Source organism: Knoellia koreensis, from assembly GCF_013041615.1.
Lineage (GTDB): Bacteria > Actinomycetota > Actinomycetes > Actinomycetales > Dermatophilaceae > Pedococcus > Pedococcus koreensis.
In genome coordinates this window covers 957070-983746 of record NZ_JABEPQ010000002.1, presented here as the reverse complement: position 1 = coordinate 983746, position 26677 = coordinate 957070, and the positions used below count along the sequence as shown (strand labels likewise).

General features: G+C 71.1%; 30 protein-coding genes. 19 read left to right on the top strand and 11 right to left on the bottom strand.

Annotated elements, in window-relative coordinates:
• Positions 1-90: 90 nt before the first annotated feature.
• From HJG52_RS12955 to HJG52_RS12940, 4 genes are all read left to right on the top strand, one after another.
• Positions 91-1071 (top strand): asparaginase, encoded by a 981-nt coding sequence (locus HJG52_RS12955; RefSeq protein WP_171243952.1) that lies wholly within the window; start codon positions 91-93, stop codon positions 1069-1071.
• A gap of 14 nt (positions 1072-1085) precedes the next feature.
• Positions 1086-1511, top strand: a complete 426-nt coding sequence (gene dtd / locus HJG52_RS12950; protein WP_171243951.1) for a D-aminoacyl-tRNA deacylase — start codon at positions 1086-1088, stop codon at positions 1509-1511.
• A gap of 27 nt (positions 1512-1538) precedes the next feature.
• Positions 1539-1871 carry a DUF2516 family protein gene (locus HJG52_RS12945; RefSeq protein WP_171243950.1) on the top strand — a complete coding sequence of 111 codons (333 nt, stop codon included), beginning with the start codon at positions 1539-1541 and terminating at the stop codon, positions 1869-1871.
• Between the two features lie 62 nt (positions 1872-1933).
• Positions 1934-2323: a phosphomannose isomerase type II C-terminal cupin domain gene (locus HJG52_RS12940; protein ID WP_171243949.1), complete on the top strand. Its 390-nt coding sequence runs from the start codon at positions 1934-1936 to the stop codon at positions 2321-2323.
• Here HJG52_RS12940 and HJG52_RS12935 read toward each other — a convergent pair.
• Entirely contained in the window at positions 2311-3135 is an 825-nt protein-coding gene (locus HJG52_RS12935) for a class I SAM-dependent methyltransferase (protein ID WP_171243948.1), read from the bottom strand. The genes HJG52_RS12940 and HJG52_RS12935 overlap by 13 nt on opposite strands.
• Before the next feature lie 114 nt (positions 3136-3249).
• Here HJG52_RS12935 and HJG52_RS12930 point away from each other — a divergent pair, with 114 nt between their 5' ends.
• The 4 genes from HJG52_RS12930 to HJG52_RS12915 are packed head-to-tail and all read left to right on the top strand — an operon-like array spanning position 3250 to position 6629.
• Positions 3250-4023: a hypothetical protein gene (locus HJG52_RS12930; protein ID WP_171243947.1), complete on the top strand. Its 774-nt coding sequence runs from the start codon at positions 3250-3252 to the stop codon at positions 4021-4023.
• Between the two features lie 26 nt (positions 4024-4049).
• Positions 4050-5360: a D-inositol-3-phosphate glycosyltransferase gene (mshA, locus tag HJG52_RS12925; RefSeq protein ID WP_171243946.1), complete on the top strand. Its 1311-nt coding sequence runs from the start codon at positions 4050-4052 to the stop codon at positions 5358-5360.
• Positions 5357-5884, top strand: a complete 528-nt coding sequence (locus HJG52_RS12920) for a YbjN domain-containing protein (RefSeq protein ID WP_346767730.1) — start codon at positions 5357-5359, stop codon at positions 5882-5884. The genes mshA and HJG52_RS12920 overlap by 4 nt, the downstream gene beginning before the upstream one ends.
• 10 nt (positions 5885-5894) lie before the next feature.
• Positions 5895-6629 (top strand): phosphoglyceromutase, encoded by a 735-nt coding sequence (locus tag HJG52_RS12915; RefSeq protein ID WP_171243944.1) that lies wholly within the window; start codon positions 5895-5897, stop codon positions 6627-6629.
• 78 nt (positions 6630-6707) lie between these two features.
• Here the strand turns inward: HJG52_RS12915 and HJG52_RS12910 are convergent, their stop codons facing one another.
• From HJG52_RS12910 to phoU, 3 genes are all read right to left on the bottom strand, one after another.
• Positions 6708-8141, bottom strand: a complete 1434-nt coding sequence (locus HJG52_RS12910; protein ID WP_171243943.1) for a hypothetical protein — start codon at positions 8139-8141, stop codon at positions 6708-6710.
• Entirely contained in the window at positions 8138-8719 is a 582-nt protein-coding gene (locus tag HJG52_RS12905) for a SigE family RNA polymerase sigma factor (protein ID WP_171243942.1), read from the bottom strand. The genes HJG52_RS12910 and HJG52_RS12905 overlap by 4 nt, the downstream gene beginning before the upstream one ends.
• A gap of 185 nt (positions 8720-8904) precedes the next feature.
• A complete protein-coding gene (phoU, locus tag HJG52_RS12900) occupies positions 8905-9591 on the bottom strand; it encodes a phosphate signaling complex protein PhoU (RefSeq protein WP_171243941.1) in 687 nt (228 codons plus the stop codon).
• A 166-nt stretch (positions 9592-9757) separates the two neighbouring features.
• Between phoU and HJG52_RS12895 the strand changes: the two genes are divergently transcribed.
• Together HJG52_RS12895 and HJG52_RS12890 are read left to right on the top strand one after the other, a co-directional pair.
• Positions 9758-11083: an ATP-binding protein gene (locus tag HJG52_RS12895; RefSeq protein WP_171243940.1), complete on the top strand. Its 1326-nt coding sequence runs from the start codon at positions 9758-9760 to the stop codon at positions 11081-11083.
• The gene (locus HJG52_RS12890) at positions 11080-11763 is read left to right on the top strand and encodes a response regulator transcription factor (RefSeq protein WP_171243939.1); all 684 of its coding nucleotides are present in this window, start codon (positions 11080-11082) and stop codon (positions 11761-11763) included. The genes HJG52_RS12895 and HJG52_RS12890 overlap by 4 nt, the downstream gene beginning before the upstream one ends.
• Before the next feature lie 66 nt (positions 11764-11829).
• Here the strand turns inward: HJG52_RS12890 and HJG52_RS12885 are convergent, their stop codons facing one another.
• Positions 11830-12372, bottom strand: coding sequence for a hypothetical protein (locus HJG52_RS12885; RefSeq protein ID WP_171243938.1), 543 nt, complete (start codon positions 12370-12372; stop codon positions 11830-11832).
• Positions 12373-12568: 196 nt separating this feature from the next.
• On the opposite strand from HJG52_RS12885, the gene HJG52_RS12880 reads away from it, so the two are divergent.
• From HJG52_RS12880 to HJG52_RS12870, 3 genes are read left to right on the top strand one after another with little or no spacing between them, the layout of a single operon-like run.
• A complete protein-coding gene (locus HJG52_RS12880) occupies positions 12569-13051 on the top strand; it encodes a CarD family transcriptional regulator (protein WP_056884891.1) in 483 nt (160 codons plus the stop codon).
• A complete protein-coding gene (gene ispD, locus HJG52_RS12875; protein ID WP_171244171.1) occupies positions 13048-13722 on the top strand; it encodes a 2-C-methyl-D-erythritol 4-phosphate cytidylyltransferase in 675 nt (224 codons plus the stop codon). The genes HJG52_RS12880 and ispD overlap by 4 nt, the downstream gene beginning before the upstream one ends.
• Positions 13719-15002 carry a multidrug effflux MFS transporter gene (locus HJG52_RS12870; protein WP_346767729.1) on the top strand — a complete coding sequence of 428 codons (1284 nt, stop codon included), beginning with the start codon at positions 13719-13721 and terminating at the stop codon, positions 15000-15002. The genes ispD and HJG52_RS12870 overlap by 4 nt, the downstream gene beginning before the upstream one ends.
• A 1-nt stretch (position 15003) precedes the next feature.
• Here the strand turns inward: HJG52_RS12870 and HJG52_RS12865 are convergent, their stop codons facing one another.
• Positions 15004-15594, bottom strand: a complete 591-nt coding sequence (locus HJG52_RS12865) for a GNAT family N-acetyltransferase (protein WP_171243937.1) — start codon at positions 15592-15594, stop codon at positions 15004-15006.
• Positions 15595-15661: 67 nt separating this feature from the next.
• On the opposite strand from HJG52_RS12865, the gene ispF reads away from it, so the two are divergent.
• Positions 15662-16162 carry a 2-C-methyl-D-erythritol 2,4-cyclodiphosphate synthase gene (gene ispF / locus HJG52_RS12860; RefSeq protein WP_171243936.1) on the top strand — a complete coding sequence of 167 codons (501 nt, stop codon included), beginning with the start codon at positions 15662-15664 and terminating at the stop codon, positions 16160-16162.
• A gap of 123 nt (positions 16163-16285) precedes the next feature.
• Here ispF and HJG52_RS12855 read toward each other — a convergent pair whose 3' ends face one another.
• Complete coding sequence (locus HJG52_RS12855; protein WP_171243935.1) at positions 16286-16648, bottom strand: hypothetical protein; 363 nt, start codon at positions 16646-16648, stop codon at positions 16286-16288.
• Between the two features lie 139 nt (positions 16649-16787).
• Complete coding sequence (acpA, locus tag HJG52_RS12850; protein WP_206070553.1) at positions 16788-18413, bottom strand: acid phosphatase; 1626 nt, start codon at positions 18411-18413, stop codon at positions 16788-16790.
• 204 nt (positions 18414-18617) lie between these two features.
• On the opposite strand from acpA, the gene cysS reads away from it, so the two are divergent.
• From cysS to HJG52_RS21685, 4 genes are all read left to right on the top strand, one after another.
• On the top strand, positions 18618-20066 hold the full coding sequence (cysS, locus tag HJG52_RS12845) for a cysteine--tRNA ligase (RefSeq protein WP_171243933.1): 1449 nt from the start codon (positions 18618-18620) through the stop codon (positions 20064-20066).
• On the top strand, positions 20066-21058 hold the full coding sequence (gene rlmB, locus HJG52_RS12840; protein WP_171243932.1) for a 23S rRNA (guanosine(2251)-2'-O)-methyltransferase RlmB: 993 nt from the start codon (positions 20066-20068) through the stop codon (positions 21056-21058). The genes cysS and rlmB overlap by 1 nt, the downstream gene beginning before the upstream one ends.
• 85 nt (positions 21059-21143) lie before the next feature.
• Positions 21144-21506, top strand: a complete 363-nt coding sequence (locus HJG52_RS12835; protein WP_171243931.1) for a CD225/dispanin family protein — start codon at positions 21144-21146, stop codon at positions 21504-21506.
• Between the two features lie 22 nt (positions 21507-21528).
• A complete protein-coding gene (locus HJG52_RS21685; RefSeq protein ID WP_206070551.1) occupies positions 21529-21963 on the top strand; it encodes a DUF2752 domain-containing protein in 435 nt (144 codons plus the stop codon).
• A 19-nt stretch (positions 21964-21982) separates the two neighbouring features.
• On the opposite strand, the gene HJG52_RS21310 is transcribed toward HJG52_RS21685, so the two are convergent.
• The 3 genes from HJG52_RS21310 to HJG52_RS12815 form a co-directional block, all read right to left on the bottom strand.
• A complete protein-coding gene (locus HJG52_RS21310) occupies positions 21983-22723 on the bottom strand; it encodes an RDD family protein (RefSeq protein WP_171243930.1) in 741 nt (246 codons plus the stop codon).
• A 72-nt stretch (positions 22724-22795) separates the two neighbouring features.
• Entirely contained in the window at positions 22796-24046 is a 1251-nt protein-coding gene (locus tag HJG52_RS12820) for a DUF4032 domain-containing protein (RefSeq protein ID WP_171243929.1), read from the bottom strand.
• A 160-nt stretch (positions 24047-24206) separates the two neighbouring features.
• Positions 24207-25319, bottom strand: coding sequence for an ABC transporter ATP-binding protein (locus HJG52_RS12815; protein WP_171243928.1), 1113 nt, complete (start codon positions 25317-25319; stop codon positions 24207-24209).
• Positions 25320-25593: 274 nt separating this feature from the next.
• Between HJG52_RS12815 and HJG52_RS12810 the strand changes: the two genes are divergently transcribed.
• A complete protein-coding gene (locus HJG52_RS12810) occupies positions 25594-26610 on the top strand; it encodes a LacI family DNA-binding transcriptional regulator (protein WP_171244168.1) in 1017 nt (338 codons plus the stop codon).
• The last annotated feature ends 67 nt before the right edge of the window (positions 26611-26677 follow it).

Genomic DNA, 26677 nt, shown 5'->3' with positions numbered 1-26677 from the left:
GAGCCTCCCTCGGGAAATGTTCCCGAGGGAGGCTCGCTTTTGCGCATGACGCGGAAAAGCTGGGGCGCGGGGGGTCGATAGGGTCGGCGGGTGAGTTCCGTGGACCCCCAAACCCCTGCCGTCCTCGCCGACGCGCCCGTCCTCGCGCACTACGTCCGGGGCGGCTTCATCGAGTCGGCGCACCGCGCGTCGGTCGTCGCGACCGCCCCCGACGGTGAGCACCTGCTCGACCTCGGCAACACGCGCGACCCGATCTTCCCCCGGTCGTCGAACAAGCCGATCCAGACCCTGGCCATGATGCGCCACGGCCTGCGCATGCCGCCGGAGCACCTCGCGCTCGCGTCCGCCAGCCACTCGGGTGAGGACTTCCACGTCGAGGCCGTCCGCGCCATGCTCGCCTCGGTCGGGCTCACCGAGGGTGCGCTGCAGAACACGCCGGACTACCCGGTCAACGAGGAGGCCAAGCTCGAGGTCATCCGCAGCGGCGGCGGCAAGCTCCCCATCACCCAGAACTGCTCGGGCAAGCACGCCGCCATGCTCGCCACCTGCGTCGTGGGCGGCTGGGACACCGCGAGCTACCGCGAGCCCGACCACCCGTTGCAGGTCGCGATCAAGGACACGCTCGAGGAGCTCACCGGCGACACCGTGGCCGCGACCGCGGTCGACGGCTGTGGTGCCCCCGTCATGGCGGTCACCCTCTCCGGGCTGGCCCGCGCGTTCGGCCGCCTCGCGTCCGCCGGCCCCGACACCCTCGAGGGCCAGGTCGCCGACGCGATCCGCAGCCACCCGGCATACCTCGGCGGCACCGGCCGCGACGTCACGGCGCTCATCGAGGCGACGCCCGGCCTCATCGCCAAGGACGGGGCGGAGTCGGTGTACGCCGTGGGGCTGGCCGACGGTCGTGGCATCGCCCTCAAGGTGGCCGACGGCTACCAGCGGGCGAAGCCGGTCATCCTCGCCGCCGCGTTGCGCCGGCTCGGGGTCGAGTCGGCGGCACTGGCCCAGCTCGAGGACTCCCCGGTGCTCGGCCACGGCGAGCCCGTGGGCGCGATCGTCGCCGTGGGCATCTGAGGCGGGCCGCAACCGTGCGCGCGGTGCTGCAACGCGTCAGCCGAGCCTCGGTGACCGTCGACGGTGAGGTCGTCGGCGAGATCACGCGCCCCGGCCTGCTCGCCCTCGTCGGCGTCACCCACGACGACGGGCCCGAGCAGGTGGCGACGATGGCCCGCAAGATCAGCGAGCTGCGCATCCTGGACGACGAGCGGTCAGTCCTCGACGAGGGTGCACCGGTGCTCGTGGTCAGCCAGTTCACGCTCTATGCCGACACCCGCAAGGGCCGGCGCCCGTCGTGGAACGCCGCCGCGCCCGGCCCCGTGGCCGAGCCGCTCGTGGAGGCCGTCGTGGCGGCGCTGCGCCAGCGTGGTGTCGAGGTGGCGACCGGGCGTTTCGGGGCAATGATGCAGGTCGCCCTGGTGAACGAGGGCCCCGTCACGCTGGTGGTGGACGTCTGAGTGTGCGGGCCCCATTAGGCTGACGCCATGTTCTCCGCGATCGGCAGTGCCCAGAGCATCGTCGTCCTGCTGCTCAGCCTCGCCGCCTTCGGGGCGGAGCTGTTCGCGCTCGTCGACTGCCTGCGCAACCGGCCGGACGCGTTCGTCGCCGCCGGGAAGCGGACGAAGAAGTTCTGGACCATCGTCACGGCGCTCGCCGCGGTGTTCGGCTTCGTGTCGATCAACAGCGGGCTGCTGTTCTCGATCGGGCTGATCGGCTTCGTCGGCGCCGCGATCTACCTCGCTGATGTGAGACCGGCTCTACGTCAGGTGAGTGGGGGCCGTGGGGGCCAGCGCATGGGACCCTACGGGCCGTGGTGAACGAGGACCACGACTTCACGGCGACCACACGGGGTGGCGCCGACTCTCGCAGGGGGAGACCAATGCCAGACCAGCAGACCGACCAGCTCGAGCAGCTCGCCGACCCGCGAGACGGGATCTTCCGGGTCGAGCGGCCGTGGGGGAACTTCCAGCAGTTCGTGTCCAACGAGCGCGTCACCGTCAAGATCATCACCGTCGAGCCCGGGCACCGGTTGTCGCTGCAGACCCACGACCACCGCGGCGAGTTCTGGCAGGTGCTCGACGTGCCGATCGAGGTCACCGTGGGCGACCGCACCTGGAGCGCCGAGCCGGGCGAGTCGGTGTGGGTGCCGGTGGGCGCCGTGCACCGCATGGCCAACAAGGGTGACCAGCCGGGGCGCCTCCTCGAGGTCGCGTTCGGTGAGTTCGACGAGGCCGACATCGTGCGCCTCGAGGACGACTACGCCCGCTGAGGCGTTTGGGCGGGGTCCCCGCCCGGAGTGACCGCCGACCAGGCGAGCGTCACCTCGCCGAGCCGCCACCGCGCCGGCCCGTCGAGCAGTGGCCAACCGTCCGCGCGGAGGGCGCCCATGGCGGCCAGGAACCGTTGGCGCACACCGTATGCCGCGTGGTGTGCGTTGCGTGCCCACGCCTGGTCGAGCGCGGTGAGCCACCCGTGGACAGGCTCGCCCGGGACGTTGCGGTGGATGAGTGCCTTGGGGAGCCGTTCGGCGATGTCGGAGGGCGTCGTGAGGCCACGCAGGCGCCACGAGAGGCTGAGCGACAGGGGACCGTCGGCGTCCACCGCCACCCAGGTGCTGAGCCGGCCGAGCTCGTCGCAGGTGCCGTCGACGAGCAGGCCGTCCGGTGCGAGGCGGTCCTGGACGGTCCGCCACGCCGCGGCGACCTCGGTCTCGTCGTACTGGCGCAGGACGTTGAAGGCGCGCACCACCTGCGGTCGCCGGTCGTCATCGAGAGGCACCTCGAACCCACCCAGGCGGAACGAAAGGCCTTGGCGCTCAAGCGGTTTGGCGGCGGCGACACGGGCCGGGTCGATCTCGACGCCGACCACCTGCACGTCCGGGCGCACGCGGGTCAGCCGGTCGCGGAGCTCGACCGCGGTGACGGGCGACGCGCCGTAGCCGAGGTCGACGACGACCGGTGGCTCGTCGGGGGCGCGCAACCGCCACGCCTGCGGCCCGGCCAGCCAGCGGTCGACCCTGCGGAGCCGGTTCGGGTTGGTGGTGCCACGGGTGATGGCGCCGACCGGTCGTGGGGCGGGCACCCCGGCAGCCTATGCGCCTCCCCCGGGTGCTTGCGTCTGCGTGAACGGCGGCCATGGCAACCGCTCACGCAGACGCAAGCGAGCGGCAGGGGGCGACGACCGTAGGGTGGCACCGTGTGGTGGTGGCGCGAGCGGGACATCAGCCGCAGCATGGTCGCGCTCGTGGCCTCCCTGGCAGCCTTGTCGCTGCTCGGGCTCGTGTCCCATGTGCCGCAGTGGTTGCGCGGTGACAACGGCTTCGACAACGTCACACCGGGTCTGCTCGTCGTCGGCGGCGATGCCCGCGGCGTCGCCACCCTCGGCGGTGGGGTGACGGTCAGCCTCTATTCCGACGGCATGCGGGTCATGCGCGGCGACGACCTGCTGCTCCAGACCGTCATCAGCGGGTCGATGCTGTCGGCGGTCCAGGGCCGGGTCGAGGGCTCGGGCACCAAGCGGCAGGAGCGCATCGAGCGACGGTTCGACAACATCCGCGTGGACGAGCTGGTGTTCCTCCCCGGGCGCGCCACCTACTTCGGCGAGGTCTTCGACGGCCACCGCAGCCTGCCGTTCACGTTGCGGGTCGAGCTCGCCGGACCGGTCATCCGGCTCGGCGTCAACATCAACGGTGCCGACGGCGTCATCTGGCACCTCGACCACCGGCCGCTCACGACCGGGCTCCCGCCGGCGCTGCCCGCGGTCAACCTGCGTGGTTCCGCCCGCTGGCTGGACCCCGGCGCGCTGGACGGCCAGGCGGCATACACCTCCTCCATGGGCACCGACGTCGGCGTCGGCCCGCAACGCGTGGCCCGTGGGGTCGACGCCCGCCCGGAGGGGCGCGTGGACGTGCATGTGTGGTCCGACGCGGCGTCGCTCACGGTCTCCTCCCGCGCCCGACCGCAGGGGTAGCCGCCGGTGGTGGCAGACTCGACAGCATGAGCTGCGAACGCATCGACCGCGTCGCCATGCTCAGCGTCCACACCTCGCCCCTCGAGCAACCCGGCACGGGTGACGCGGGCGGCATGAACGTCTACGTCGTCGAGGTCGCGCGGCAGCTGGCGAAGCGGGACGTGGCGGTGGAGATCTTCACGCGGACCACGTCCGCCGACCTGCCGCCGACGGTGGAGCTCGAGCCCGGCGTCCTGGTGCGGCACGTGACTGCCGGGCCCTACGAGGGGCTGGGCAAGGACGACCTGCCGGGTCAGCTCTGCGCGTTCGCGGCCGGGGTCATGCGCACGGGCGCCCACCATCCGGAGGGCTACTACGACCTCGTCCACTCGCACTACTGGCTGTCGGGCCAGGTCGGCTGGCTGGCGGCGGACCGCTGGCAGGTGCCCCTCGTGCACACCATGCACACGATGGCGCGGGTCAAGAACCTCCACCTCGCCGCGGGCGACACCCCCGAGCCGAGTGGCCGGGAGATCGGCGAGGTGCAGGTCGTCGAGGCGGCCGACCGCCTCATCGCGAACACCCTGGGTGAGCGGGGCGAGCTCATCGACCTGTATGCCGCGGACCCCGACAAGGTGGTCGTCGTGCCTCCCGGGGTGGACCTCGACCTGTTCAGCCCGGGCGACCAGCGTGCCGCTCGCGCCTCGGTGGGGCTGCCGGACGATGCCAAGGTGCTGCTGTTCGTGGGGCGGATCCAGCCGCTCAAGGGGCCCGAGGTCCTGGTGCAGGCTGCCGCGGAGCTGCTGGCCCGCCACCCGGACTGGGCCGGTGAGCTGGTCGTGGCGGTTCTGGGGGGACCGTCCGGGTCGGGTCTGGCCCACCCCGAGGCGCTCGCCGAGCTGGCGTCGCGGCTGGGCGTGACGCCGCAGGTGCGGTTCGTCCCGCCGGTGCCGCGCACCGAGCTGGCGCAGTGGTACCGCGCAGCGGATCTCGTTGCGGTGCCGAGCTACTCGGAGTCGTTCGGGCTCGTAGCGGTGGAGGCGCAGGCGTGTGGGACGCCTGTCGTGGCGGCCGACGTCGGTGGCCTGCCGACGGCCGTGGGCGACGCCGGGCTGCTGGTCCCCGGACACGACCCGGCCACGTGGGCGGACGCCCTCGAGGGCCTGATAGTCGACGAGGTGGCGCGAAAAGCCTTGTCCCGCAAAGCCGTCGACCATGCCGCACTGTTCGGGTGGGGTCGCACGACCGAACGGCTCTACGAGGTCTACGTCGAGGCGTGCCGGGCGCGCAACCGTGGCCTCGACGGCCCCTCGCCGACGGGTTCGCTCGTCGGTGTGCCCGCGGCGGTGACACCGTGAGTGCCACGCGTGAGTCGGTGGCCGCGGTCCTCGAGGCCTTCCTCGCCGACGCCGGCATCGAGTGGGAGCCCGGCGCGCGGGACGGCGAGTACGTCCTGACGCTGCCGGGGGAGAAGAAGCTCAAGACCGTCGCCTCGCTCGTCGTCGGCGCCGACGCACTCTCGGTGTCCGCCTTCGTCATCCGCCAGCCCGACGAGAACCACCTCGAGTTCTACCGATACCTCCTGCGGCGCAACCTCCGGCTGCCCGGACTCGCGTATGCCGTCGACGCCAGTGGCGACGTCTACGTCACCGGACGCGTCCCGCTGGCGGCCGTCGACGCGGCATACCTCGACGCTTTGTGTGGTGCGTTGCTGGAAGCCGCGGATGCCCACTTCAACGAGCTGCTCGTGATCGGCTTCATCACCTCGATGCGCAAGGAGTGGGACTGGCGGGTCTCGCGCGGTGAGTCGCTGCGCAACCTCGAGGCGTTCCGGTCGATCCTCCAGCGGGACGGTGACCCGCCGCGGGAGGACGCTCGCTAGGGTTGGTCGCATGGCCTACACCCTCATCCTGCTGCGCCACGGACACTCCGAGTGGAACGCGAAGAACCTCTTCACCGGATGGGTCGACGTCGACCTCAACGACCAGGGACGTGCCGAAGCAGTCAACGGCGGGAAGCTGTTGAAGGACAAGGGGATCCTGCCCACGGTCGTGCACACGTCGGTGCTGCGCCGGGCCATCAACACGGCCAACCTCGCGCTCGACGAGGCCGACCGGCACTGGATCCCGGTGCGTCGCGACTGGCGGCTCAACGAGCGTCACTATGGCGCGTTGCAGGGGCTGGACAAGGCGGCGACGCGGGAGAAGTACGGCGACGAGCAGTTCATGCTGTGGCGGCGCTCGTTCGACACCCCGCCGCCGGAGATCGAGGTCGGGTCGGAGTTCGACCAGAGCAGCGACCCGCGCTACGCCGGCATCGAGGTGCCGCGCACCGAGTGCCTCAAGGACGTCATCGCCCGGCTCATGCCCTACTGGGAGGGGCCGATCCAGGACGACCTCGAGGCTGGTGAGACGGTGCTCGTGACCGCCCACGGCAACTCGCTGCGCGCGCTGGTCAAGCACCTCGACGGCATCAGCGACGAGGACATCGCCGGCCTCAACATCCCCACGGGTCAGCCGCTGGTCTACACCCTGGGTGAGGACTTCATGCCGACCAAGCCGGCCGAGTACCTCGACCCCGAGGCCGCCGCCGAGGCCGCCGCAGCCGTCGCCAACCAGGGCCGCTGACCCACCCACCCCGCGATTCGAGGTATTACCGCACCGGAATCCGGCGCGGCGATACCTCGAACCAGTGGGTGGTCCGCCTCAGTTGTCGGGGCTCAGGTCGAGCGGGTCGCCGAGGTTGGTCGGTTGGAGCGGCCAGGTCCCCAGCTCGCGTCCCGCCGCGTCGTAGGTCACCACGCTGAGGTGTTGCACGGCGTTCTGCCCCGAGGCGATGTCGACCACCGCGGACCCGTTCTTCACCGGCGCCCGGGAGCTGCCGGGGTAGATCGTCGCAGACTCGGACCTGATCTGGACCGACGCGGCCCCCGGCGCGAAGACCTGCACGACCAGCCCCTGTCCCGCCGGGTCGTCGACCCACGTGGCCCACGGACGGCGGTCCGCCGTGGCCGCGTCGATGGGCACGATGTCCTCGGCCTGGTAGACCGAGCCCGAGCCGTCCTTCTCCGTGACACTGACCGCGACGGTGCGCACGACGGCGCCACCGGGGATCCGCCCGTTGACCACCAGCACCCGACCCACGGAGCCCGGCCCCCCGAGGGTGCCGTCCTTCCCCTGCAGCGCGCGGTCGATACGGCCCTGCACCTGGGCGCTGACCTCGACCTGGTCCGGACGCAGACCCAGGGCCGTGGCCATTGCGTCGCGCGCGGCGTCCAGTCCGCTCGCGTAGAACGAGTCGCCGCAGCCGCCGCAGAAGGCCGCCGCGTTGGGTTGTTCCTGGTCGGTGTTTCCTGCGAGCACCTGCAGGTTCCCGTCGTAGCCACCAGCTCGAACCCGCGTCACGGCGACCGGGGCGTTGCGCAGCTGGATCACGCCCACGCCGTCGCTGAGCGGGAGCGACGACCAGGTGCGCGAAACCGTCCCCGAGGGTGAGATCGACACCGAGGCGGACACCTCGGCCGTGCGGACGTCGCGCGGGGCGAGGACCATCAGCCACCCGTCGGGTCCTTGGTCTCGGCGCACCACGAGCGTGTTCACGTCGCCCGGGGAGTTGTTCGAGCCCATCTCCAGCTGGTCGATGCGCGCGCCGCGCGGCCCGCTGAGCACCTGGATCTGCTCGTCGACGCCTGCCCCGGCCGGCCCATCGACGGGTACGGCGATGCGCTGGAAGGCCAGCACGACGCGCCGGTCCTCGACGTCACCGGCGAAGAGGATCCGGGGCGCCTCGCCGTCGAAGCGAGCCAGGACCGCCGTCATGAAGCCCTTGTCACCCGCGAGCGAGCCACGGGTCGGCCACGTCGAGAGCTTCTGCCACGCCGGGTTGTTCGGGGCGGGCAGCTGCAGGGTCTGGGTGTGAGTCGCCGGGGTCGTTCCGCGGTCGCCCTGGTTACCGAGCACCTGTGGCGCGAGGACTCCCGCGGCCAGGGCCGCCACCGCCACGCCACCAACGACTGCCCGACGCCGCCGCTGCGAGCTTCGCACCGCGCCGCTCACCCGCTCGTAGGGGTCGCCGGTGCTGCCGCCCACCTCGTCCGCCCGCGCGGTCAGTGCCTCGCGCAGCTGGGTCTCGATGCTCATGCCGGGCTCCTCTCGCCTCGGTCGGATTCCGTTGTCTGAGAGCCGGATTGCGCCTCAAGCACCACCCGCAGCCGCTCCAGTCCCCGTGACGCCTGGCTCTTCACCGAACCCGTCGACACCCCCAGGGCCGCAGCAGTGTCGGCCTCCGACAGGTCCTCGAAGTAGCGCAGCACGATCACCGCCCGCATCCGCGGCGGCAGCTGCACGACCGCTCGGGCGAGCTCGTCGCGGGCGTCGACCGCGGCATACGCGTCCCCGGGCGCCCGGTCGGCCCCCACGGGTACCTCGCCGAGCGACTCGGCCACCCGGCGTCGGCGCCACCACGACGCCGACTCGTTGGCGAGCGCAGCCCGCGTGTAGGCGTAGGGCGACTCGCCGGAGATGTGCCGCCAGCGGCGGTGCACCTTCACCAGCGTGGTCTGGACGAGGTCCTCCGCGCGGCCCCGGTCACCCGTGAGGAGGTATGCCGTGCGCACCAGCTGATCCCACCGCGTGCGGACGAACCGGGCGAAGTCCTCCTCGGCAGACCCGACCTCGGCCTCCACGGTGGACCTCCCCCCGACGACGACTGTGCTCATGCACCCCTAGACGCGACCCAGTGTCGCCGAGGTTGAAAGCATCCCCACGCGATTCGAGGTATTTCTGCTCCGGAATCCGGTGAGGGATCACCTCGAACCGCTGGGAGAAATGGGGGGCCATCCGAAAAGGCGAGGGGCCCGGTGCGCCGCCCCCACGGCATACCGGGCCCCTCCAGGAAGCAGGGTCAGCGCAACGTGGCGCGATCCTCCTGCTCCTCGTGGTCCTCGGCGACATCCCATTCACCGGTGACCAGGTAGACGACGCGGTGCGCGACGGAGACCGCGTGGTCGGCGAACCGCTCGTAGTAGCGACCCAGCAGGGTCAGGTCGACGGCCGACTGCGTGCCGTGCTGCCACGTGCCGTCGTTGAGGTGGCTGAACAGCTCGCGGTGCAGGTCGTCCATCGCGTCGTCGTCCTGCTCGAGGGTCTTGGCGTCCTCGACGTCCTTGGCCGCGATGACCTGGCCGCACTTGGCGACGATGCGCTCGGCGACCTGCCCCATCTGCAGGATGGTGGCGCGGACGTCGGCCGGCACCGCCGAGTCGGGGTAGCGCAGCCGGGCGACCTTGGCGACGTGCCGGGCGAGGTCGCCCATGCGTTCGAGGTCGGCGCTCATGCGCATGCTCGTGACGACCATGCGCAGGTCGGTGGCCACGGGCTGCTGCCGGGCGAGGAGGTCGATCGACAGGGCGTCGAGGTCCTCGCGCATCGTGTCGAGCTCCTTGTCGGCCGCGATGACCGACTCGGCGAGCTGGATGTCCGCGTCGAGCAGCGCGGTCGTCGCGCGGGACATGGCGGACCCGGCCAGGCGGGTCATCTCGACCAGCCGGTCGGAGATGGTGTCGAGGTCCTCGTGAAAGGCGTCGCGCATTGCTTCCCTTGGGATGTGGGCACGGGGGTGCCGGTGGTGCGTGCGCGATGAGGCTCCCACGGACCAGTGAACGATCGGGTGAACTCAGGTGAACATCTGGGGTGTGGCGTGCGCGCACAGGCGGTCGCGGTCGGTGTCGGTATGCCGTGGACCGTACATTTGACGTGTGGATACCACGCAGGTCGCCGTGCTGTCCGGCTTTGCCGGGCTGATCCTCGGCGCCCTCGCGGTCATCGCCGTGCGGTACTCCGAACGCCAGCAGACCACGGTGCCCGAGACCACGCCCGCCGTCCAGGGACTGCCGCCCGGCGTCGGCGACGTCCTCGCCGTCCTGCGTTCGGGCGCGATCGTCGTCGACTCCGCCGACGAGGTCATCAACAACTCCCCGCCCGCCGTCGCCTACGGCCTGGTCAAGGGCACCGAGCTGGTCCACTCCGAGCTGCGCCACCTCGCCCGGCAGGTACGACGCGACGGGGTCATCCGCGAGGCCACCCTCGAGCTCGCCCGCGGACCGCTCGGCCAGGCCCGTTCGGTCATGCGCGCCAGGGTCGCCCCGCTGGGCAGCAACCACGTCCTGCTGCTCGTCGAGGACCACACGCAGGCCACCCGCGTCGAGGAGGTCAGGCGCGACTTCGTCGCCAACGTGAGCCACGAGCTCAAGACGCCGGTCGGCGGCATCGGGCTGCTGGCCGAGGCCATCCTCGACGCCAAGGACGACCCGGAGGCGGTCGAGCGGTTCGCGTCGCGGATGCAGATCGAGAGCCACCGCCTGGCCCAGCTCGTCAAGGAGATCGTCGACCTCTCCCGGCTGCAGGTCGCCGACACGTTGCACGAGCCGCAGCTGGTGGACGTGACCGCCGCCGTCCACGAGGCGATCGACTACTCGCGGGTCGCCGCCGACGCCAAGCAGATCAGCCTCACCGAGGCGACCGCGGCCGACCTCAAGGTGTTCGGTGACGAGGACCTGCTGGTCACGGCCGTCCGCAACCTCATCGGTAACGCCGTCACCTACTCCGACGCCGGGTCGCGGGTCGCGATCGGTGGCAGGCGCAGCGGCGACATGGTCGAGATCACCGTCAGCGACCAGGGTGCGGGCATCCCCGAGGCCGAGCAGGCTCGCATCTTCGAGCGCTTCTACCGCGTCGACGCCGCCCGGTCGCGCGCCACCGGCGGCACCGGCCTCGGCCTCGCGATCGTCAAGCACATCTGCGCCAACCACGGCGGCGACGTCACGGTCTGGAGCGAGGAGGGTCGCGGGTCGACCTTCACGATCCGTCTGCCCGCCGCCGACGACACCACCGCCGGGGCCACGACCGAGCCGGCCGCCACCGATGCGCCGGGCCGCCCCGGCGCCCGCGCCGACTCCCGAGCCGACTCGCGCCCCGCGAACGCCACGACGCCCCCCACCTCGCCCGCGGGCCATCGCCTCGCCGCTGCCCGCCCCGACCGGACCAACCGCACCAGCCGCACGCAAGGAGCACCGCACGCATGACCCGCATCCTGGTGGTCGAGGACGAGGTCTCGTTCTCCGACCCGTTGTCGTACCTGCTGCGCAAGGAGGGGTACGAGGTCGCCGTCGCGGAGACCGGCCCCGAGGCGCTCGACGACTTCGACCGCAACGGCGCCGACCTGGTGCTGCTCGACCTCATGCTCCCCGGCCTGTCCGGCACCGAGGTCTGCCGTGCGCTGCGCCAGCGCTCGAGCGTCCCCGTCATCATGTTGACCGCCAAGGACAGCGAGATCGACAAGGTCGTCGGGCTCGAGATCGGCGCCGACGACTACGTCACCAAGCCCTACTCCTCGCGCGAGCTGCTGGCCCGCATCAAGGCCGTCCTGCGCCGCGGCCAGGAGCCCGAGGACCTGCTGCCCGCGACCATCGAGGCCGGCCCGGTGCGGATGGACGTCGAGCGCCACATCGTCACCGTCGGTGGTGAGCCGACCCAGCTGCCGCTCAAGGAGTTCGAGCTGCTGGAGATGTTGCTGCGCAACACCGGTCGCGTCCTCACCCGGATGCAACTGATCGACCGCGTCTGGGGCAGCGACTACGTCGGCGACACCAAGACCCTCGACGTCCACGTCAAGCGGCTGCGCGCCAAGATCGAGCCCGACCCGGCCGATCCGCGGCACATCGTCACGGTGCGCGGCCTGGGCTACAAGTTCGAGAGCGACTGAGCCCCCGCGCACCTGCGTGCGATGACCTCGGTATGCCGCCCACGCGGCATACCGACGTCACTCACCTCAGGGGGTGGCGGTGGCGCTCGGGGTCGCCGTCCCGCTCGGCTGCGGGGTGGGTGCGAGGGTGGCGTAGTAGTGGTTGGCGGCCACGACCGGCACGACGACCACGGTGGTCGGCGCGGTCGGGGACTGCACGGTGAGCGTCACCGTGCTGCCGGCCGGTGTCGGCACTGCCGGGAGCTGGAGCTGCTTGTCGCCGGTGAGGCGGGCCTCGCTGTGGGGTGCGGCGGTCGTGTAGACCGGCTGGGCCTGGGGGAGGGCGAAGGCGATGCGCGCCTCTTGGTTGCTCGTGTTGCTCACCGCGCCCGACAGGGTGCCGGCCTTGTCCTTGCCGCCGCTGACGATCACGAGGTCGCGGATCTGCACCTGGCCGAGGTCGACGGGCACGCCGTCGGCGGGCTGGTAGGCCACGTCGGTCTGGATCGGCGACTGGGTCTGGCAGGCCGAAAGAGCCAGTGCGGCACCGAGAACGGCCACCGGAAGCAGTCGGCGCGGGGACGGTCGGCGGCCCTCGAGGCGGGCGGCAAGCGGCAGGCGGCTCATCACGACGGACAGCCTACCGGCCTCCGTCATGAACGCGCGCACCCCCGCGCGTTGCACGGAAGGGCCGCTCCTGTCAAGACCGAATTCGTTGGCGCCCAAGGGTTTCCACCACCCCTGACCAGCACAAACGTCGGATGCTCGGCTTTCCGCCGTCGGCGTGTCGTGTTATTCTGGAGGTCGCGAAAGGGGAAAACAGCACATGGTTTTCAAGGTCGGCGAGACGGTCGTGTACCCCCACCACGGGGCGGCACTGATCGAAGAAATCAACACCCGCACGATCAAGGGCGAGGAGAAGATCTACCTCAAGCTCAAGGTGGCCCAGGGCGACCTGACGATCGAGGTTCCTGCGGAGAACTGCGAGGACATCGGCGTCCGCGACGTGGTCGGCCAGGAGGGCCTCGACAAGGTCTTCGCGGTGCTGCGTGCCCCCCACACCGAGGAGCCGACCAACTGGTCGCGTCGGTACAAGGCGAACCTCGAGAAGCTCGCCTCCGGTGACGTCATCAAGGTGGCCGAGGTCGTTCGTGACCTGTGGCGCCGTGACAAGGACCGTGGTCTGTCCGCCGGTGAGAAGCGCATGCTCGCCAAGGCCCGGCAGATCCTCGTCTCCGAGCTCGCGCTCGCCGAGAAGACCAACGAGGACAAGGCGGAGGCCATCCTCGACGAGGTGCTCGCCTCCTGAGCGTTGCCGTCGTCCTCGTCGCAGGTGGACGAGGCACCAGGCTCGGTGCCAGTGAGCCCAAGGCGTTCGTGAACCTCGGCGGTGTCCCGCTGCTCGAGCATGCGGTGCGCCGGGCGTTCGAGGCACCCGAGACCAGCCACGTGGTCGTCGTTGCGCCCGCCTCCCACCAGCGGGAGGCGGGCGCGATCGCGTCCCGGTCGGCCCGTCCGCAGGACGTCGACGTGGTGGTCGGAGGTCTCGAGCGCACCGACTCCGTCGCGGCGGGTCTGGCGGCACTGCGCCCCGACGACGGCATCGTGCTCGTCCACGACGCGGCCCGGGCGCTCGCGCCCGCCTCGCTGTTCAGCCGGCTGGTGCACGAGGTGCGCTCGGGGCACCCGGCCGTCATTCCCGGCATACCCGTCACCGACACCATCAAGGCCGTGGACGCGTCGGGCCGGGTCGTGGCGACGCCCGACCGGGCGACGTTGCGCGCCATCCAGACGCCGCAGGCGTTCCTGCGCGAGGTGCTCGAGCACGCGCATGCCGGAGCCGACGGTGGCGCGACGGATGACGCCGCACTCGTCGAGCGCGCGGGTGGCCACGTGCGGGTCGTCGACGGTGACCCGCTGGCGTTCAAGGTGACGACGGCGGCCGACCTCGCGGCGGCCGAGCGCGCGCTCGCGCCGTGAGCGACGCCGCCAACGCACCATCGGTGGACGTGGCGCACCAGCGGCGGCTCGTGGTCGTCGTGCCGGTGCTGCTGGCGGGCCTGTCGATGCTGGGCCCGTTCTCGATCGACACGCCGTTCCCTGCGTTCAAGGCGATGGGTGCTGACCTCGGCGCCACGACCGAGCAGATGCAGCTCGTCGTGAGCGCCTACCTCGTGGCGTTCGGGCTGATGAGCCCGTTCCACGGGCCGCTGTCCGACGCGTTGGGGCGCCGGCGGGTGATCCTCGCCGGTGTCGCCGTGTATGCCGTGGCGTCGATCGGGTGCGCCCTGTCGCCGAGCCTGCCCGTCCTGTTGGCCTTCCGGGTGTTGCAGGGGCTGAGCGCCGGCGGTGGCGTCATCGTCAGCCGCACCGTGATCCGTGACGTGTTCGAGGGGCCCCAGGCGCAGCGGCTGATGAGTCGGGTCATGATGATCTTCGCCGTGGCGCCGGCCGTCGCACCGATCGTCGGCGGGCTTCTGTTGCAGGTCGGGACGTGGCCGGTCGTCTTCTACTTCATGGCCGGAGTGGGGCTGCTGCTGATCGTCTTGGTGGCGCTGTTGCTGCCGGAGACGCACCCGCCGGCGCGCCGGCTGCCGTTCCGGTTCGGGTCTCTGGTGGGAAGCCTCGGCCAGGTGGCGCGGGCCGGTGCGTTCCACCGGGTGGCGTGGGCGGCTGGTCTGTCGTTCGCCGGCCAGTTTCTCTACATCGGGTCGGCGCCGATCTTCGTGGTCGACCTGCTCGGCAAGGGCGAGCTCGACTTCTGGATGTTCTTCGTGCCGATGATCGGCGGCGTCATGCTCGGCTCGTTCCTCAGTGGTCGCGCCGCGGGCCGGATCTCACCGAGCAGGCTGGTGACGGCCGCGCTTCTCTTCTCGATGGCAGGCGCGCTGGTCAACGTCGTGCTCGGCACCTTGCCCACCGCGGCCACGCTGCCCTGGGCGGTGATCGGGCCGGCGCTGATCGCGGTCGGCACGGCCGCGGCATACCCGACTCTCCAGCTGGTCCTGCTCGACATGTTCCCCGCGTCGCGCGGGGCGGCGGTGTCGATGTTCACGTTCTTCACCCTGATCCTCAACGGGGTCAGCGCGTTCGCGCTCGCACCGTTTGCCACGCGCTCGGTGTTCAGCCTCGCCGTGGTCTCGGCGGTGTTCGTGGCGGCCGGGCTCGGGTCGTGGCTGCTGCACCTCGTGAGCGCGCGGCGCGAGCCGCACATGGCCCCGGACGGCGCCGACACGCTCCAGCCCGGCGAACAGGTCTGAGTCAGCCCGACACCGGCAGGGTGGCGCGCAGCTCGTCCCAGTCGCAGACCGGTTCGCGTGGGGCGTCGGCGTGCAGGGTGCTGATCCAGCCGTCGACGAGCTTGCCGCGCTCGACGAGCAGGTCGGGGACGAACACGGGGACCGGGAAACCGGCTCGCCACACCGACTTCAGGCTGCCCCAGTTGCCCCCGTGGGCCTCCCAGCGCACCGTCTGCCACCCCAGCGTGCCGAAGGCGTGGTCGAGGACGAGGCTGACCGCCTCGGTCATGACGCCGCGACCACGGAAGTCCTGGTGCGTCGCGAAGCCCAACGACCCGGCCCCGGCTTCGACGTCCATCCGGCGCAGGTCGATGGTGCCGGCGTACCGGCCGTCGACCTCGATCGCCCACCACACCTGGTCTGGCGACGGGGCCGTGAACTTCGTGACGTACTCGACCGCCATCTCGCGGGTGTAGTCCAGCGGCACGGTCGTGTAGCGGACCGCCTCGGGGTCGACGGCGCGCTCGCGCACGCCTTCAGCATCTGCCTCGGTGTGCTGACGCAGCGTGACGAGGTCGCCCCTGAGGACCGGGATGTCGAGGGTGTCGCTCATGCGCCGCAACGCTAGCCGGGGTGTGACGGGGCGTTCACCCGGGTTTCGTGGTGGTTGGATTGGGGGCATGGACCGAGCCGGTATGCCGCGGGTGGGCGTGGGAGTGGACGTGCACGGGTTCGCGGCGGAAGGGTCGGCCCGCGAGCTGTGGGTCGGCGGGCTGCTCTGGCCGGGCGAGGTGGGTCTGGAGGGTCACTCGGATGGCGACGTGGCTTGTCACGCTGCCTGCGACGCGCTGTTCTCCGCGGCCGGGATCGGCGACCTGGGTGCGCACTTCGGCACGGATCGGCCCGAGATCGCGGGCGCCTCGGGGGAGGTGCTGCTGGCCGAGGCCGCCCGGCTGGTGCGTGCGGCCGGCTTCGAGATCGGCAACGTCGCGGTCCAGGTGATCGGCAACCGGCCCAAGGTCGGCACCCGGCGGGGTGAGGCGCAGGACGTGATGTCCGAGGCGGCCGGTGCGCCGGTGTCCATCAGCGGCACGACCGCCGACGGCCTCGGGCTCACCGGCCGCGGCGAGGGCCTCGCCGCCATCGCCACCGCGCTGGTCTTCCCGACTTCGGGCCACTGAGGCTTGGTGCTGCGGCTGTGATGAGCCCTGGGTGGCCCGAAGTGCGAGGGTCTTCCCGACTTCGGGCCACTGAGGGTCGATGCTGCGGCTGTGATGAGCCCTGGGTGGCCCGAAGTGTGGCGGCTACTCGTCGTCAGCGGGCCAGGGCTGCTGCCAGGGACGCGGTTCGAGGGCTGGGGTTGGCGGCGTGGTGCGGTCGGCGACCAGGGCAGCGATGAGCAGCCCGAAACCCAGCAGCTGGGTGACGGTGGTGGCCAGGCCCAGCAGCTGGTAGTTCTCCGACCACGGCCGCATCGCGCCCTGGACCATCGCCCCTGTCAGCCCGACGTTGGAGAGCGTGGCGAGCGTGATGAGCCCGAGCGCCAGCAGGGCCAGCCGACCCCATCGAGCTGACGCCCCGCGCACGCTGACGAGCACGATGCCCGTCAGCAGGATGCCCAGGTTGGCCGCGACGGGCACGACCCACATCCAGCTCAGTCCCCACATGACGCCTCCCCGAACCCGTGTGGCCCTTCACTGTAGGGGTCCGCGGCACCCAACCGTGCGGCATACCGGGGAAATGGGAGAGACGCGCGACGGCCGGCCACCCGCAAGGGCGACCGGCCGCCGGGGCGAGGGCTGGGCCCTAACGCTTCCAATGACGTGAGTCGACGTGGCGACCCCCGACCGACACCGCGGGGGCGAGGTCGGACACCACGGCGTCACGCGGCGACAGCGGAGCCAGGCCCCACGCGTGCTCGATCGTCGCAAGGATCGAGGTCGTGTCGTAGGCCGTGTGGCTGACACCCGAGCGCTGCATGCCGGCCGACAACACGAGCGCAGGGATGCGCGTGCCCGGACCCCAGGCATCGGTCTTCGGCGGGGCAACGTGGTCGTACGAGCCGCCGAACTCGTCGTAGGTCACCACGACCAGCGTCTGCTTGGCCTGCGGGCCGCTCGTGATGGTCTTGAGCAGGTCGACGAGGTGGTCGCTGCCGCCGTGCTCGCTGGCGTACCCGGGGTGCTCGTTCTCCGAGCCGTACGGCTTGACGAAGCTGACCTGCGGCAGCGTGCCGGCCTTGGCGGCGGCGATGAACTTCGTCTCGTCCTGCAGGTGCGAGCGCCCGGGCGCCCCGACCGCGTAGTTGGCGAAGTAGTTGAACGGCTGGTGGTGGTACTGGAAGTTCTTGCCCGGGTTGCCCGCGGCCGCGTCGTCCCAGCCGCCGGCGTACCAGTTCCACGAGACACCCTTGGCCGAGAGCCGGTCGCCGATGTTCGGGTATGCCGCGTCGTCGATGAGCGGGATCTTCGCGCCGTTGCCGGCGGGCGCCGACGACGGCTGCACGGTGTTGACGGCGAAGTTGCCGCAGGCGGCGGTCGCGTCATTGGCTGACGGGTCGGCGCACTTGCGGGTCAGCTGGCCGTCGACGGTCGCGCTGGTCGCCTGGTAGAGCGGGTAGCTCGTCGGCATGCCGTTGCTGTCGAGCACCGTGTTCTTCGCGCCGAGCGCACCGGCCGAGGTGTCGAGCGGTGCCCGCGCGGCGATGAGGAACTGGTGGTTGAGGAACGACCCGCCAAAGGCGCCCTGGAAGAAGCGGTCGGCCAGGACGTAGTTCGGCGCGTGCGGGGAGTGGAGGTACTTCCAGATCGGCAGCGCCGTCGTGTCGTAGCGGCCCATGGTGAGCCCCACGGCGTCGGAGCCGGTGACGTAGCGGTCCTGCTTGCCGCCATCGAGCTGGTACTGCTCCTGGTAGAAGCGGTGCACCTGGTCGCGGGTGCAGCCGCCGGGCTCGCCGGTGCCCTTCGGGACCCCGTTCGGGGCGTAGACACCCTCGGGCGGGCACGTGGTGTCGGTGGGCGTGATGTAGTCGTCGATGGTGAACGCGTCGTTGGTGAACGCGCTCGCGGCGATGCCGTGGCCGGCGTCCTGACAGGTGTTCGCCTGCGGGGGCGACGTCAGGTTCACGTCGTCCTGCAGGAGGCAGTTGTATGCCGTGCCGTCCTGGGCGACCTGGGTCACCGCGGGTGCCGTGGCGCCGTCGACGCGGTCGCCGCCGACCTTGCCCCAGCCGCCGTAGAGGTTGTCGAAGGAGTGGTTCTCCTCGTAGATGACCACGAGGTTGGTGTAGCCGCCGGGCAGGGCGCCCGGCTTGTCGTGCGGCTTGGGGTCGATCGCGTGCGTGGGCGTCGCGGCCGTGGCTGCGGCGGGGATCGCGGCTCCGGCTGCCGCGAGCACCAGGGCGCCGAGCACGGCAGTGGTGCGTCTGGTCACGGGGGTGTCCTCCTGGGTCGGGGTGCACTGGCTGCGCACCTGTGCATCACCGTGGCCCTGACCTGCGGATTCAGCCATGACAGGTGTCACGGATCAGGTGAACAGTCGGCGAACCCGCCCGGTGGCGCGGGTGGTCGCCCGGCCGGCCACGCGGCATACCCGCGCCGTCGGTGAGGGCGCCCCCGCGCAGGTAGCCTTGCGCGCGTGAGTCTTCGCCTCTATGACACCGCCGCGCGCGAGCTGCGCACCTTCGAGCCACTGCACGAGGGCCAGGTCGGCATCTACATCTGCGGGCTCACGACCCAGGCCGAGCCGCACATCGGGCACGTGCGGTTCGCGGTGGCGTTCGACGTGCTGCGCCGGTGGCTGGCGGGGCGCTACGGCTACGACGTGACGCTCGTGCGCAACGTGACCGACATCGACGACAAGATCCTCACCAAGTCGGCCGACGCCGGCGAGCCGTGGTGGGCGCTGTCCTACCGCAACGAGGTCGCGACCTCGGCCGCGCTGCGGGCGCTCGGTGTCCTGCCCCCGACCTACGAGCCGCGCGCGACCGGGCACATCCCCGAGATGGTCACGCTGATGGAGACGCTGGTCGAGAAGGGCCACGCCTACCCGGCGCGCGACGACAGCGGTGACGTCTACTTCGACGTGCAGAGCTTCCCCGAGTACGGCTCGCTGACGCACCAGAAGATCGACGACATGGAGGCCGCGCAGGACGCCGACCCGCGGGGCAAGCGCGACCCTCGCGACTTCGCCCTGTGGAAGGGGCACAAGGAGTCCGAGCCCGAATCCGCTTCGTGGTCAACGCCTTTCGGCGATGGTCGCCCCGGCTGGCATCTCGAGTGCTCGGCGATGGCGCGCAAGTACCTCGGGGACTCCTTCGACATCCACGGCGGCGGCGTCGACCTGCGGTTTCCGCACCACGAGAACGAGCAGGCTCAGTCGCACGCGGCGGGTCTGGGCTTCGCCAACTACTGGCTGCACAACGCCTGGGTCACCGTCGGCGGCGAGAAGATGAGCAAGTCGCTCGGCAACAGCCTGCTGATCTCCGAGGTCACGAAGGTCGCGCGCCCATTGGCGATTCGCTACTACCTCACGGCCGCGCACTACCGCTCGACCATCGAGTACCACGAGGGATCGCTGCGTGAGGCCGAGGCGACCGTGGCGCGGATCGAGGGCTTCCTCACCCGCGCCCTGCGGGCGCTGCCCGACGGCACGTCCACCACGCCCGACCCCGCCGACGTGCCCGAGGAGTATGCCGCGGCGATGGACGACGACCTCAACGTGAGCTCCGCGCTCGCGGTCGTCCACGACACGGTGCGCGCCGGCAACACCGCGCTCGACGAGCGCGACGACGAGGCGCTGGCGACGGCATACCGGGCGGTGCTCGCGATGACCGACCTGCTCGGCATCAACCCGCTCGACCCCCAGTGGGGCGGCGGCAACGACGCGGGTGCGGGCGAGGGGCTCGACGCCCTCGACGCGCTCGTGCAGGCCCAGCTGGAGGCGCGGGCGCAGGCGCGCGCATCCCGCGACTACGCCACGGCCGACGAGATCCGTGACCGGCTCGCGGCCGCGGGCATCCAGATCGAGGACACCCCCTCGGGGGCCAACTGGTCGCTTGCGCGACGCGACGGAGAGACGAGCTGATGGCAGGGAACTCCCAGCGCAAGGGCGCGGTCCGCAAGGGCACCAGCAAGAAGGGCGCCACGGTCGGCTCCGGTGGCCAGCGGCGCCGTGGGCTCGAGGGAAAGGGCCCCACACCGCGGGCCGAGGACCGGCCGTACCACAAGGCGCACAAGCAGGCGAAGGCCGCGGCCAAGCGCGCGGGGTCCGGCAGTGGTACTGGCTCGCGTGGCTCGGGTGGGCGTGGCGGCAGCAGCGGCGGCCGGCGGAGCAAGCACTCGAGCGAGGTCGTCGCCGGGCGCAACGCCGTCGTCGAGGCGCTGCGCGCCGAGGTGCCAGTGACCACGATGTACGTGGCCGGGCGGATCGACGCCGACGACCGCGTGCGCGAGGCGCTCGCGACGGCCACGTCACGCGGCATACCGGTGTTGGAGACGCCGCGCGGTGAGCTCGACCGGCTCACCGATGGCGCTGTGCACCAAGGGCTTGCGGTGCAGGTGCCGCCGTACGAGTACGCGCACCCGCGCGACCTCATCGACCCGGAGGCACCCGGCATCCCGCTCGTGGTGGCGCTCGACGGCATCACCGACCCGCGCAACCTCGGTGCGATCGTGCGGTCTGTGGCGGCCTTCGGCGGGCACGGTGTGGTGGTGCCGGAGCGTCGCTCGGTCGGCATGACCGCGAGTGCCTGGAAGACGTCGGCCGGCGCTGCCGCCCGCGTGCCGGTCGCCATGGCCAGCAACCTGACGCGTGCCCTGGAGGACTTCCGCAAGGCAGGGTTCTTCATCCTCGGGCTCGACATGGACGGCGACGTGGCGCTGCCCGCGCTCGACCTCGCCGGCGAACCGCTCGTCATCGTGACGGGCTCGGAGGGCAAGGGGCTGTCGCGCCTCGTGCGCGAGACGTGCGACCAGGTCGTGTCGATCCCGATGTCGTCGGCGGTCGAGTCGCTCAACGCGGGCGTCGCGACGGGCGTCGTCCTCTACGAGATCGCGCGGCAACGGTCGGTGGGGTAACACCACGCAGAGGCCTTCGATCCGGTAGGTTCGGCGGCGTCGCGCCCGAGGGGGAGCGGCTCGATAACCGAAGGGACTCGACACCATGTCTGACTACGGCACGCCTCCGCCCCCGCCGCCCGGCGGTGGCACCACCCCGCCCGGTGGGGCGACCCCGCCGCCGGCTCCCGGCTACAACCAGCCCATGGGTGGTGGCCAGCCGCCGAAGAACTACCTCGTGTGGGCCATCCTCAGCACGATCCTGTGCTGCCTCCCGCTGGGTGTCGCCTCGATCGTCTTCGCGGCCCAGGTGAACGGCAAGTGGGCCTCCGGTGACCACGCGGGCGCCGTGGCCTCCTCGGAGAAGGCGAAGAAGTTCGCGATCGCCTCGGCAGTCGTCGGCCTCATCGGCGGCATCATCTACGCCGTGTTCGTCCTGCCCAACCTGGACACCAGCGGCTCCATGTGAGCCCGTCTGCGACACTGTCGCAGTGACGATCGTCAACGCCGCGCCGGCCCCCACGACACGGGGCTGGCGCGGCGTCGCTCTACCCGCGGCCACCGCAGCGGGAGCCGTGGCAGCCGTGGCGTTCGTCGGGGCGGTCGACCCCAACCAGGCCGGCCACTACCCGACCTGCCCGTTCCTCGCCGCCACCGGCTACTGGTGCCCGGGCTGTGGGTCGTTGCGGGCCATCCACGCCCTCGCCCACCTGGATGTCGCGACCGCGCTGGCCCGCAACCCGTTCACCGTCCTGACCGTCGTCGGCTTCGCGGTCGCGTTCGTCGTGTGGGTGCGGCGCCGGTGGCTGGGGCAACCCCGCACCTACGTCGCCCCCGCGTGGTTGCTCTACAGCCTGCTGGCAGGCGTACTGGCGTTCTGGGTGCTGCGCAACGTGCCCGGCTGGACCTGGCTGTCACCGGCCTGAGGCCGGCCGCCCCTTCGGATCAGCGCTGGGGGACGACCTGGTCCGGATTTCCTTGCAGGACAACGGTGCTGCACACCTTGTCGGCGAAGGTCTGCCGCTTGGGGTCCCACAGCGGCCACAGGTAGCCGATGTAGAAGATGCCGTCGAGGAAGTGCGCCAGGTCGCGGACGAACGCCATGAGGGCTCCCATCGGCTGGCCCGTGCGCTCCTCGACCAGGGTGATGCCCATGACCTTCTTGCCGACGCTCTGCCCGGTGCGGCCCATCTTCAGCCAGCGGTTCCACCAGTTGATGCCGAACATCACGAGGAAGCCGACCACGATCAGGACCCCACCGGCCACCATGAGGCCGGTGTTGCCGTCGTCGAGCGTGGTGGACGTCCCGGAGGAGCTGTCATAGTCGGTGGTCGGCGACCCAGCCACCAGCAGCGCGATCCCGATGCCGTAGGGGAGCATCCCGATCAGCTGGAGCAGGCTGTCGATGAGGAGGGCGCCCACGCGCTGGAGCCAGCTCGCGTACGGCGTCGTCGGCGTGTAGGCCTGCTGGTACTGCGGGGCGCCGGCTCCGTAGGCGCCCTGGTAGGCGGGCGCCGTTGCCGGCGACGCCGGCGGCGACGATGCGGGCGGCGGCGACGCGGCATACCCGCCCTGCTCGTGCCCGGCGCCGGCGGAAGGCGCGGCAGGCGGTGGCGGTGCGAACGCGTCCTGCGCGCCCGGCTGCAGGTCCGCGCGGCGGCGGGTGGCTTCGTCGTCGGTGCTCACGTGTCGTCCCCTCGGTCGGTGAGTTGCCGGGGCCACCCTAGCGACCGGAGGGGTGAGGAGTCAGGGATTGCCTCAGTCGTCGTCGAACATCGCCACGACCGGCATCTCGACCGTGTCGACACCGACCACCGCCATCTCGTCGGGTTTGCTGGGCAGCACGGTCGACACGTAGTCGGCGATGGCGTCCTCGAGCGGCACGTCCCGGCCGGCGTGCTCGCTCATGTACCAACGGTGTTCGAGCACCTCGTGGAACAGCTCGGCGGGTTCGAGCTTGCCCGCGAGGTCACGCGGCACGGCCCGCGTGATCGGCTCGTAGACCTTGGCCAGCCAGTCGTGGGCGACGATCTCCTCGTCCTCGTTCTGCCGGTCGTTCGCCGCGCGGTAGGCGTCGAGGTCGTTGAGCAGGCGCCGGGCCTGGTTCTCCTCGACGTCGAGGCCGGTGAGCCGCAGCAGTCGCCGCGAGTGGTGGCCGGCATCGACGACCTTGGGCTGGATCTGGATCTGCGTGCCGTCGAAGTCTGTGGAGATGGACAGCTCGTCGACGTCGAAGCCGAGCTCGTTGAGCCGTCGGATGCGCTCGTCGACCCGCCACCGGTCACCCTGCTCGAAGCGCTCCGGCCCGGTCAGCTCGTTCCACAGCTCGGTGTAGCGGGTGACGATCTGGGTCGAGATCTCGATCGGGTCGGCGCCCTCGGGCAGGTAGCCGCCGGCCTCGAGGTCCATCAGCTCGCCGGCGATGTTGACGCGGGCGATGTCGAGGTCGTGCTCGCGTTGGCCGTCGGTGAGTGACTGGTGCAGCTCACCGGTCTCGGCGTCGACGAGGTATGCCGCGAACGCACCTGCGTCGCGGCGGAACAGAGCGTTGGAGAGGGAGACGTCGCCCCACCAGAACCCCGCCAGGTGGAGCTTGACGAGGAGCACGGCGAGGGCGTCGATGAGCCTGGTCGCGGTGTCGGGCCGCAGGCTCTGGCTGAACAGCGCGCGGTAGGGCAGGGAGAACTGCAGGTGCCGGGTGAGCAGGCACGCGTCGAGCGGCTCCCCGGCCTTGTCGACCCGGCCGCTGACCACGCCGACCGGCTCGACGGTGGGCAGGTCGAGGCGACGCAGCAGGCGCAGCATCTGGTACTCGCGCTCGGCGAGGACGGTCTTGATCTCCTTGACCGCCAGGACGCGACCGGACAGCTTGACGAACCGGACGACGTGGCGGGAGATGCCGCGGGGGAGAGCCGCGAGGTACTCCTCCGGCCAGTCCTCGAGCGGGGTGTCCCACGGGAGGTCGAGCAGCGCCGGGTCGGGACGCGAAGCCGTGATGGACAGGGCCATGGTGAACTCGGCCTCCAGTCAGGGACGGTGGAGCGGTCGGACCGTCAACGAACTTCCAATTGGGTGGGTTACCGACGTCAACGATCGTCCATTTGGGTGGGAAACCGACGTGGCCGGCTCCCGAGCGGGAGCCGGCCACGCGGCATACGAGCTGATGTCCTCAGTCGCCGAGGCGCTCACCGGTGGTGGCGTCGAACACGTGCACGTGACCCTGCTTGGGGGCGAAGTGCACCGTCTCACCCTTCTGCGGCGGCCGGCGACCGTCGACCCGGGCGATGAACGGCTTCTCGGGGGCGTCGCCATCCTCGTCGTCGTCCACGTGCTGCGAGGCCTTGGTCGAGCCGTAGATGTAGGCGTCGGCGCCGAGCTCCTCGACCACGTCCACGGTGACCGGGATGCCCTGGCCGTCGCTGGACAGCTCGAGGTCCTCGGGGCGCAGGCCCAGGGTGACCTGGTTGCCGGACGCGCCGCTGAGCAGGTCGCGCTCGACCGGCACGGTCGACCCGCCGACCTTGACGCCACCGTCGGCCACCTCGACGTCGAGCAGGTTCATGGCGGGGGAGCCGATGAAGCCGGCGACGAAGACGTTGTTCGGGTGGTCGTACATGCGCCGCGGGCTGTCGACCTGCTGGAGGATGCCGTCCTTGAGGACCGCCACGCGGTCACCCATCGTCATGGCCTCGACCTGGTCGTGGGTGACGTAGACGGTGGTGACGCCGAGGCGGCGCTGCAGCGAGGCGATCTGGGTGCGCGTCTGGACGCGGAGCTTGGCGTCGAGGTTCGACAGCGGCTCGTCCATGAGGAACACCTGCGGGCTGCGCACGATCGCGCGGCCCATCGCGACGCGCTGGCGCTGGCCACCGGAGAGGGCCTTCGGCTTGCGCTCGAGGTAGGGGGTGAGGTCGAGGATCTTGGCGGCCTCCTCGACGCGCTTGCGGATCTCGGCCTTGTCGACGCCGGCGATCTTGAGCGCGAAGCCCATGTTGTCGGCGACGCTCATGTGCGGGTAGAGCGCGTAGTTCTGGAAGACCATCGCCACGTCGCGGTCCTTGGGCGAGAGGTTGGTGACGTCGCGGTCACCGATCCAGATCTTGCCGCCGTTGACCTCTTCGAGGCCGGCGAGCATGCGCAGCGCGGTGGACTTACCGCTTCCAGAGGGGCCGACGAGGACGAGGAACTCGCCGTCCTCGATGTCGATGTTGAGTCGGTCGACCGAGGGCTTGTCGTTGCCCGGGTAGAGGCGCGTTGCCTCGTCGTACTTCACCGTTGCCATGGCGTCTTTGCCTTCTTCCTTCACCGGCAGGAACGTGCCGGACGATCCGTTGTAAAGGTGGTGCCCCCGACGACATCGGTGTCCCCGGGTGTGCTCATCCTCGCTGACCAGCGGCGAAAGCGCCAGCCACGCCCACCATGCGGAGGTGGGCGTGCCGGTGGGCACGGAGGCGGGCTCGCGGCATACCCTCGCGTACTCGTCGGCACGCGACCAGGGCGAGGTATGCCGCGGAGTCGCCTGCAAGTTCTTGCAGCACCTTGCTAACTTTGCGGCCATGAAGCCACGGCTGGCAGACATTGCCGCCCACGCCGAGGTGAGCGAGGCGACCGTCAGCCGCGTGCTCAATGGCAAACCGGGCGTGGCCGAGGCGACCCGCGAGGCGGTGCTGACCTCGCTCGACATCCTGGGCTACGACCGGCCGTCGCGGCTCAAGCGCAAGACTGCGGACCTCGTCGGCCTCATCGTGCCGGAGCTGACCAACCCGATCTTCCCGGCGTTCGCGCAGATCATCGAGACGGCGCTGGCCTGGCACCACTTCACGCCGGTGCTGTGCACGCAGACGCCGGGTGGGGTGCACGAGGACGAGTACGTGCAGATGCTGCTCGACCGCGGCGTCGCCGGGATCATCAACATCTCGGGGCAGCACGCCGACGTCTCGACCGACCCGTCGCGGTATGCCGCGCTGCGCGAGCGCGGGCTGCCGCTGGTGCTGGTCAACGGGTTCAACGAGGCGATCGACGCGCCGTTCATCAGCAACGACGACGTGGCCTCGATGGAGCTGGCGCTGTCGCACCTCGTGCAGCTGGGGCACACGCAGATCGGGCTGGCCGTCGGGCCCGAGCGGTTCGTGCCGGTGATCCGCAAGATCGAGGGGTTTCGCCGGTCGATGCGCGAGCTGCTCGGGCGCGACGACGTCGAGGAGCTCATCGAGCGGACGCTGTTCTCGGTGGAGGGTGGCGACACGGCGGGCGCGCGGCTCATCGAGCGCGGGTGCACGGCAGTCGTGTGCGGGTCGGACCTCATGGCGCTGGGGGCCATCCGGGCGGTGCGCCGGTCGGGCCGGCGGGTGCCCGACGACGTGTCGGTCGTGGGATACGACGACAGCCCGCTCATCGCCTTCACCGACCCGCCGCTGACGACGGTGCGCCAGAGCGTGCAGGCGATGGCCGAGGCGGCGGTGCAGACCCTGCTCGACGAGATCGACGGCCAGGAGGTGGCCCGCGGCGAGTACGTCTTCCGGCCCGAGCTGGTCGTGCGCGGCTCGACGGCGGCTGCGCCGGTGCGCCGCTGAGTGAGTCGCCGGCCTGGTCAGCGGTGGGCGCGGCGCCCGTTGCGTCGGTAAGTCACCCATTTGGAAG

Coding starts and splice junctions, on each gene's coding strand:
- HJG52_RS12810 (WP_171244168.1), top strand. CDS start 25,594: ATGAAGCCACGGCTGGCAGACATTGCCGCCCACGCCGAGGTGAGCGAG.
- HJG52_RS12910 (WP_171243943.1), bottom strand. CDS start 8,141: ATGAGCATCGAGACCCAGCTGCGCGAGGCACTGACCGCGCGGGCGGAC.
- HJG52_RS12915 (WP_171243944.1), top strand. CDS start 5,895: ATGGCCTACACCCTCATCCTGCTGCGCCACGGACACTCCGAGTGGAAC.
- HJG52_RS12880 (WP_056884891.1), top strand. CDS start 12,569: ATGGTTTTCAAGGTCGGCGAGACGGTCGTGTACCCCCACCACGGGGCG.
- ispF (WP_171243936.1), top strand. CDS start 15,662: ATGGACCGAGCCGGTATGCCGCGGGTGGGCGTGGGAGTGGACGTGCAC.
- HJG52_RS12815 (WP_171243928.1), bottom strand. CDS start 25,319: ATGGCAACGGTGAAGTACGACGAGGCAACGCGCCTCTACCCGGGCAAC.
- HJG52_RS12905 (WP_171243942.1), bottom strand. CDS start 8,719: ATGAGCACAGTCGTCGTCGGGGGGAGGTCCACCGTGGAGGCCGAGGTC.
- mshA (WP_171243946.1), top strand. CDS start 4,050: ATGAGCTGCGAACGCATCGACCGCGTCGCCATGCTCAGCGTCCACACC.
- HJG52_RS12820 (WP_171243929.1), bottom strand. CDS start 24,046: ATGGCCCTGTCCATCACGGCTTCGCGTCCCGACCCGGCGCTGCTCGAC.
- HJG52_RS12890 (WP_171243939.1), top strand. CDS start 11,080: ATGACCCGCATCCTGGTGGTCGAGGACGAGGTCTCGTTCTCCGACCCG.
- HJG52_RS12855 (WP_171243935.1), bottom strand. CDS start 16,648: ATGTGGGGACTGAGCTGGATGTGGGTCGTGCCCGTCGCGGCCAACCTG.
- HJG52_RS12865 (WP_171243937.1), bottom strand. CDS start 15,594: ATGAGCGACACCCTCGACATCCCGGTCCTCAGGGGCGACCTCGTCACG.
- phoU (WP_171243941.1), bottom strand. CDS start 9,591: ATGCGCGACGCCTTTCACGAGGACCTCGACACCATCTCCGACCGGCTG.
- HJG52_RS12945 (WP_171243950.1), top strand. CDS start 1,539: ATGTTCTCCGCGATCGGCAGTGCCCAGAGCATCGTCGTCCTGCTGCTC.
- HJG52_RS12835 (WP_171243931.1), top strand. CDS start 21,144: ATGTCTGACTACGGCACGCCTCCGCCCCCGCCGCCCGGCGGTGGCACC.
- rlmB (WP_171243932.1), top strand. CDS start 20,066: ATGGCAGGGAACTCCCAGCGCAAGGGCGCGGTCCGCAAGGGCACCAGC.
- HJG52_RS12940 (WP_171243949.1), top strand. CDS start 1,934: ATGCCAGACCAGCAGACCGACCAGCTCGAGCAGCTCGCCGACCCGCGA.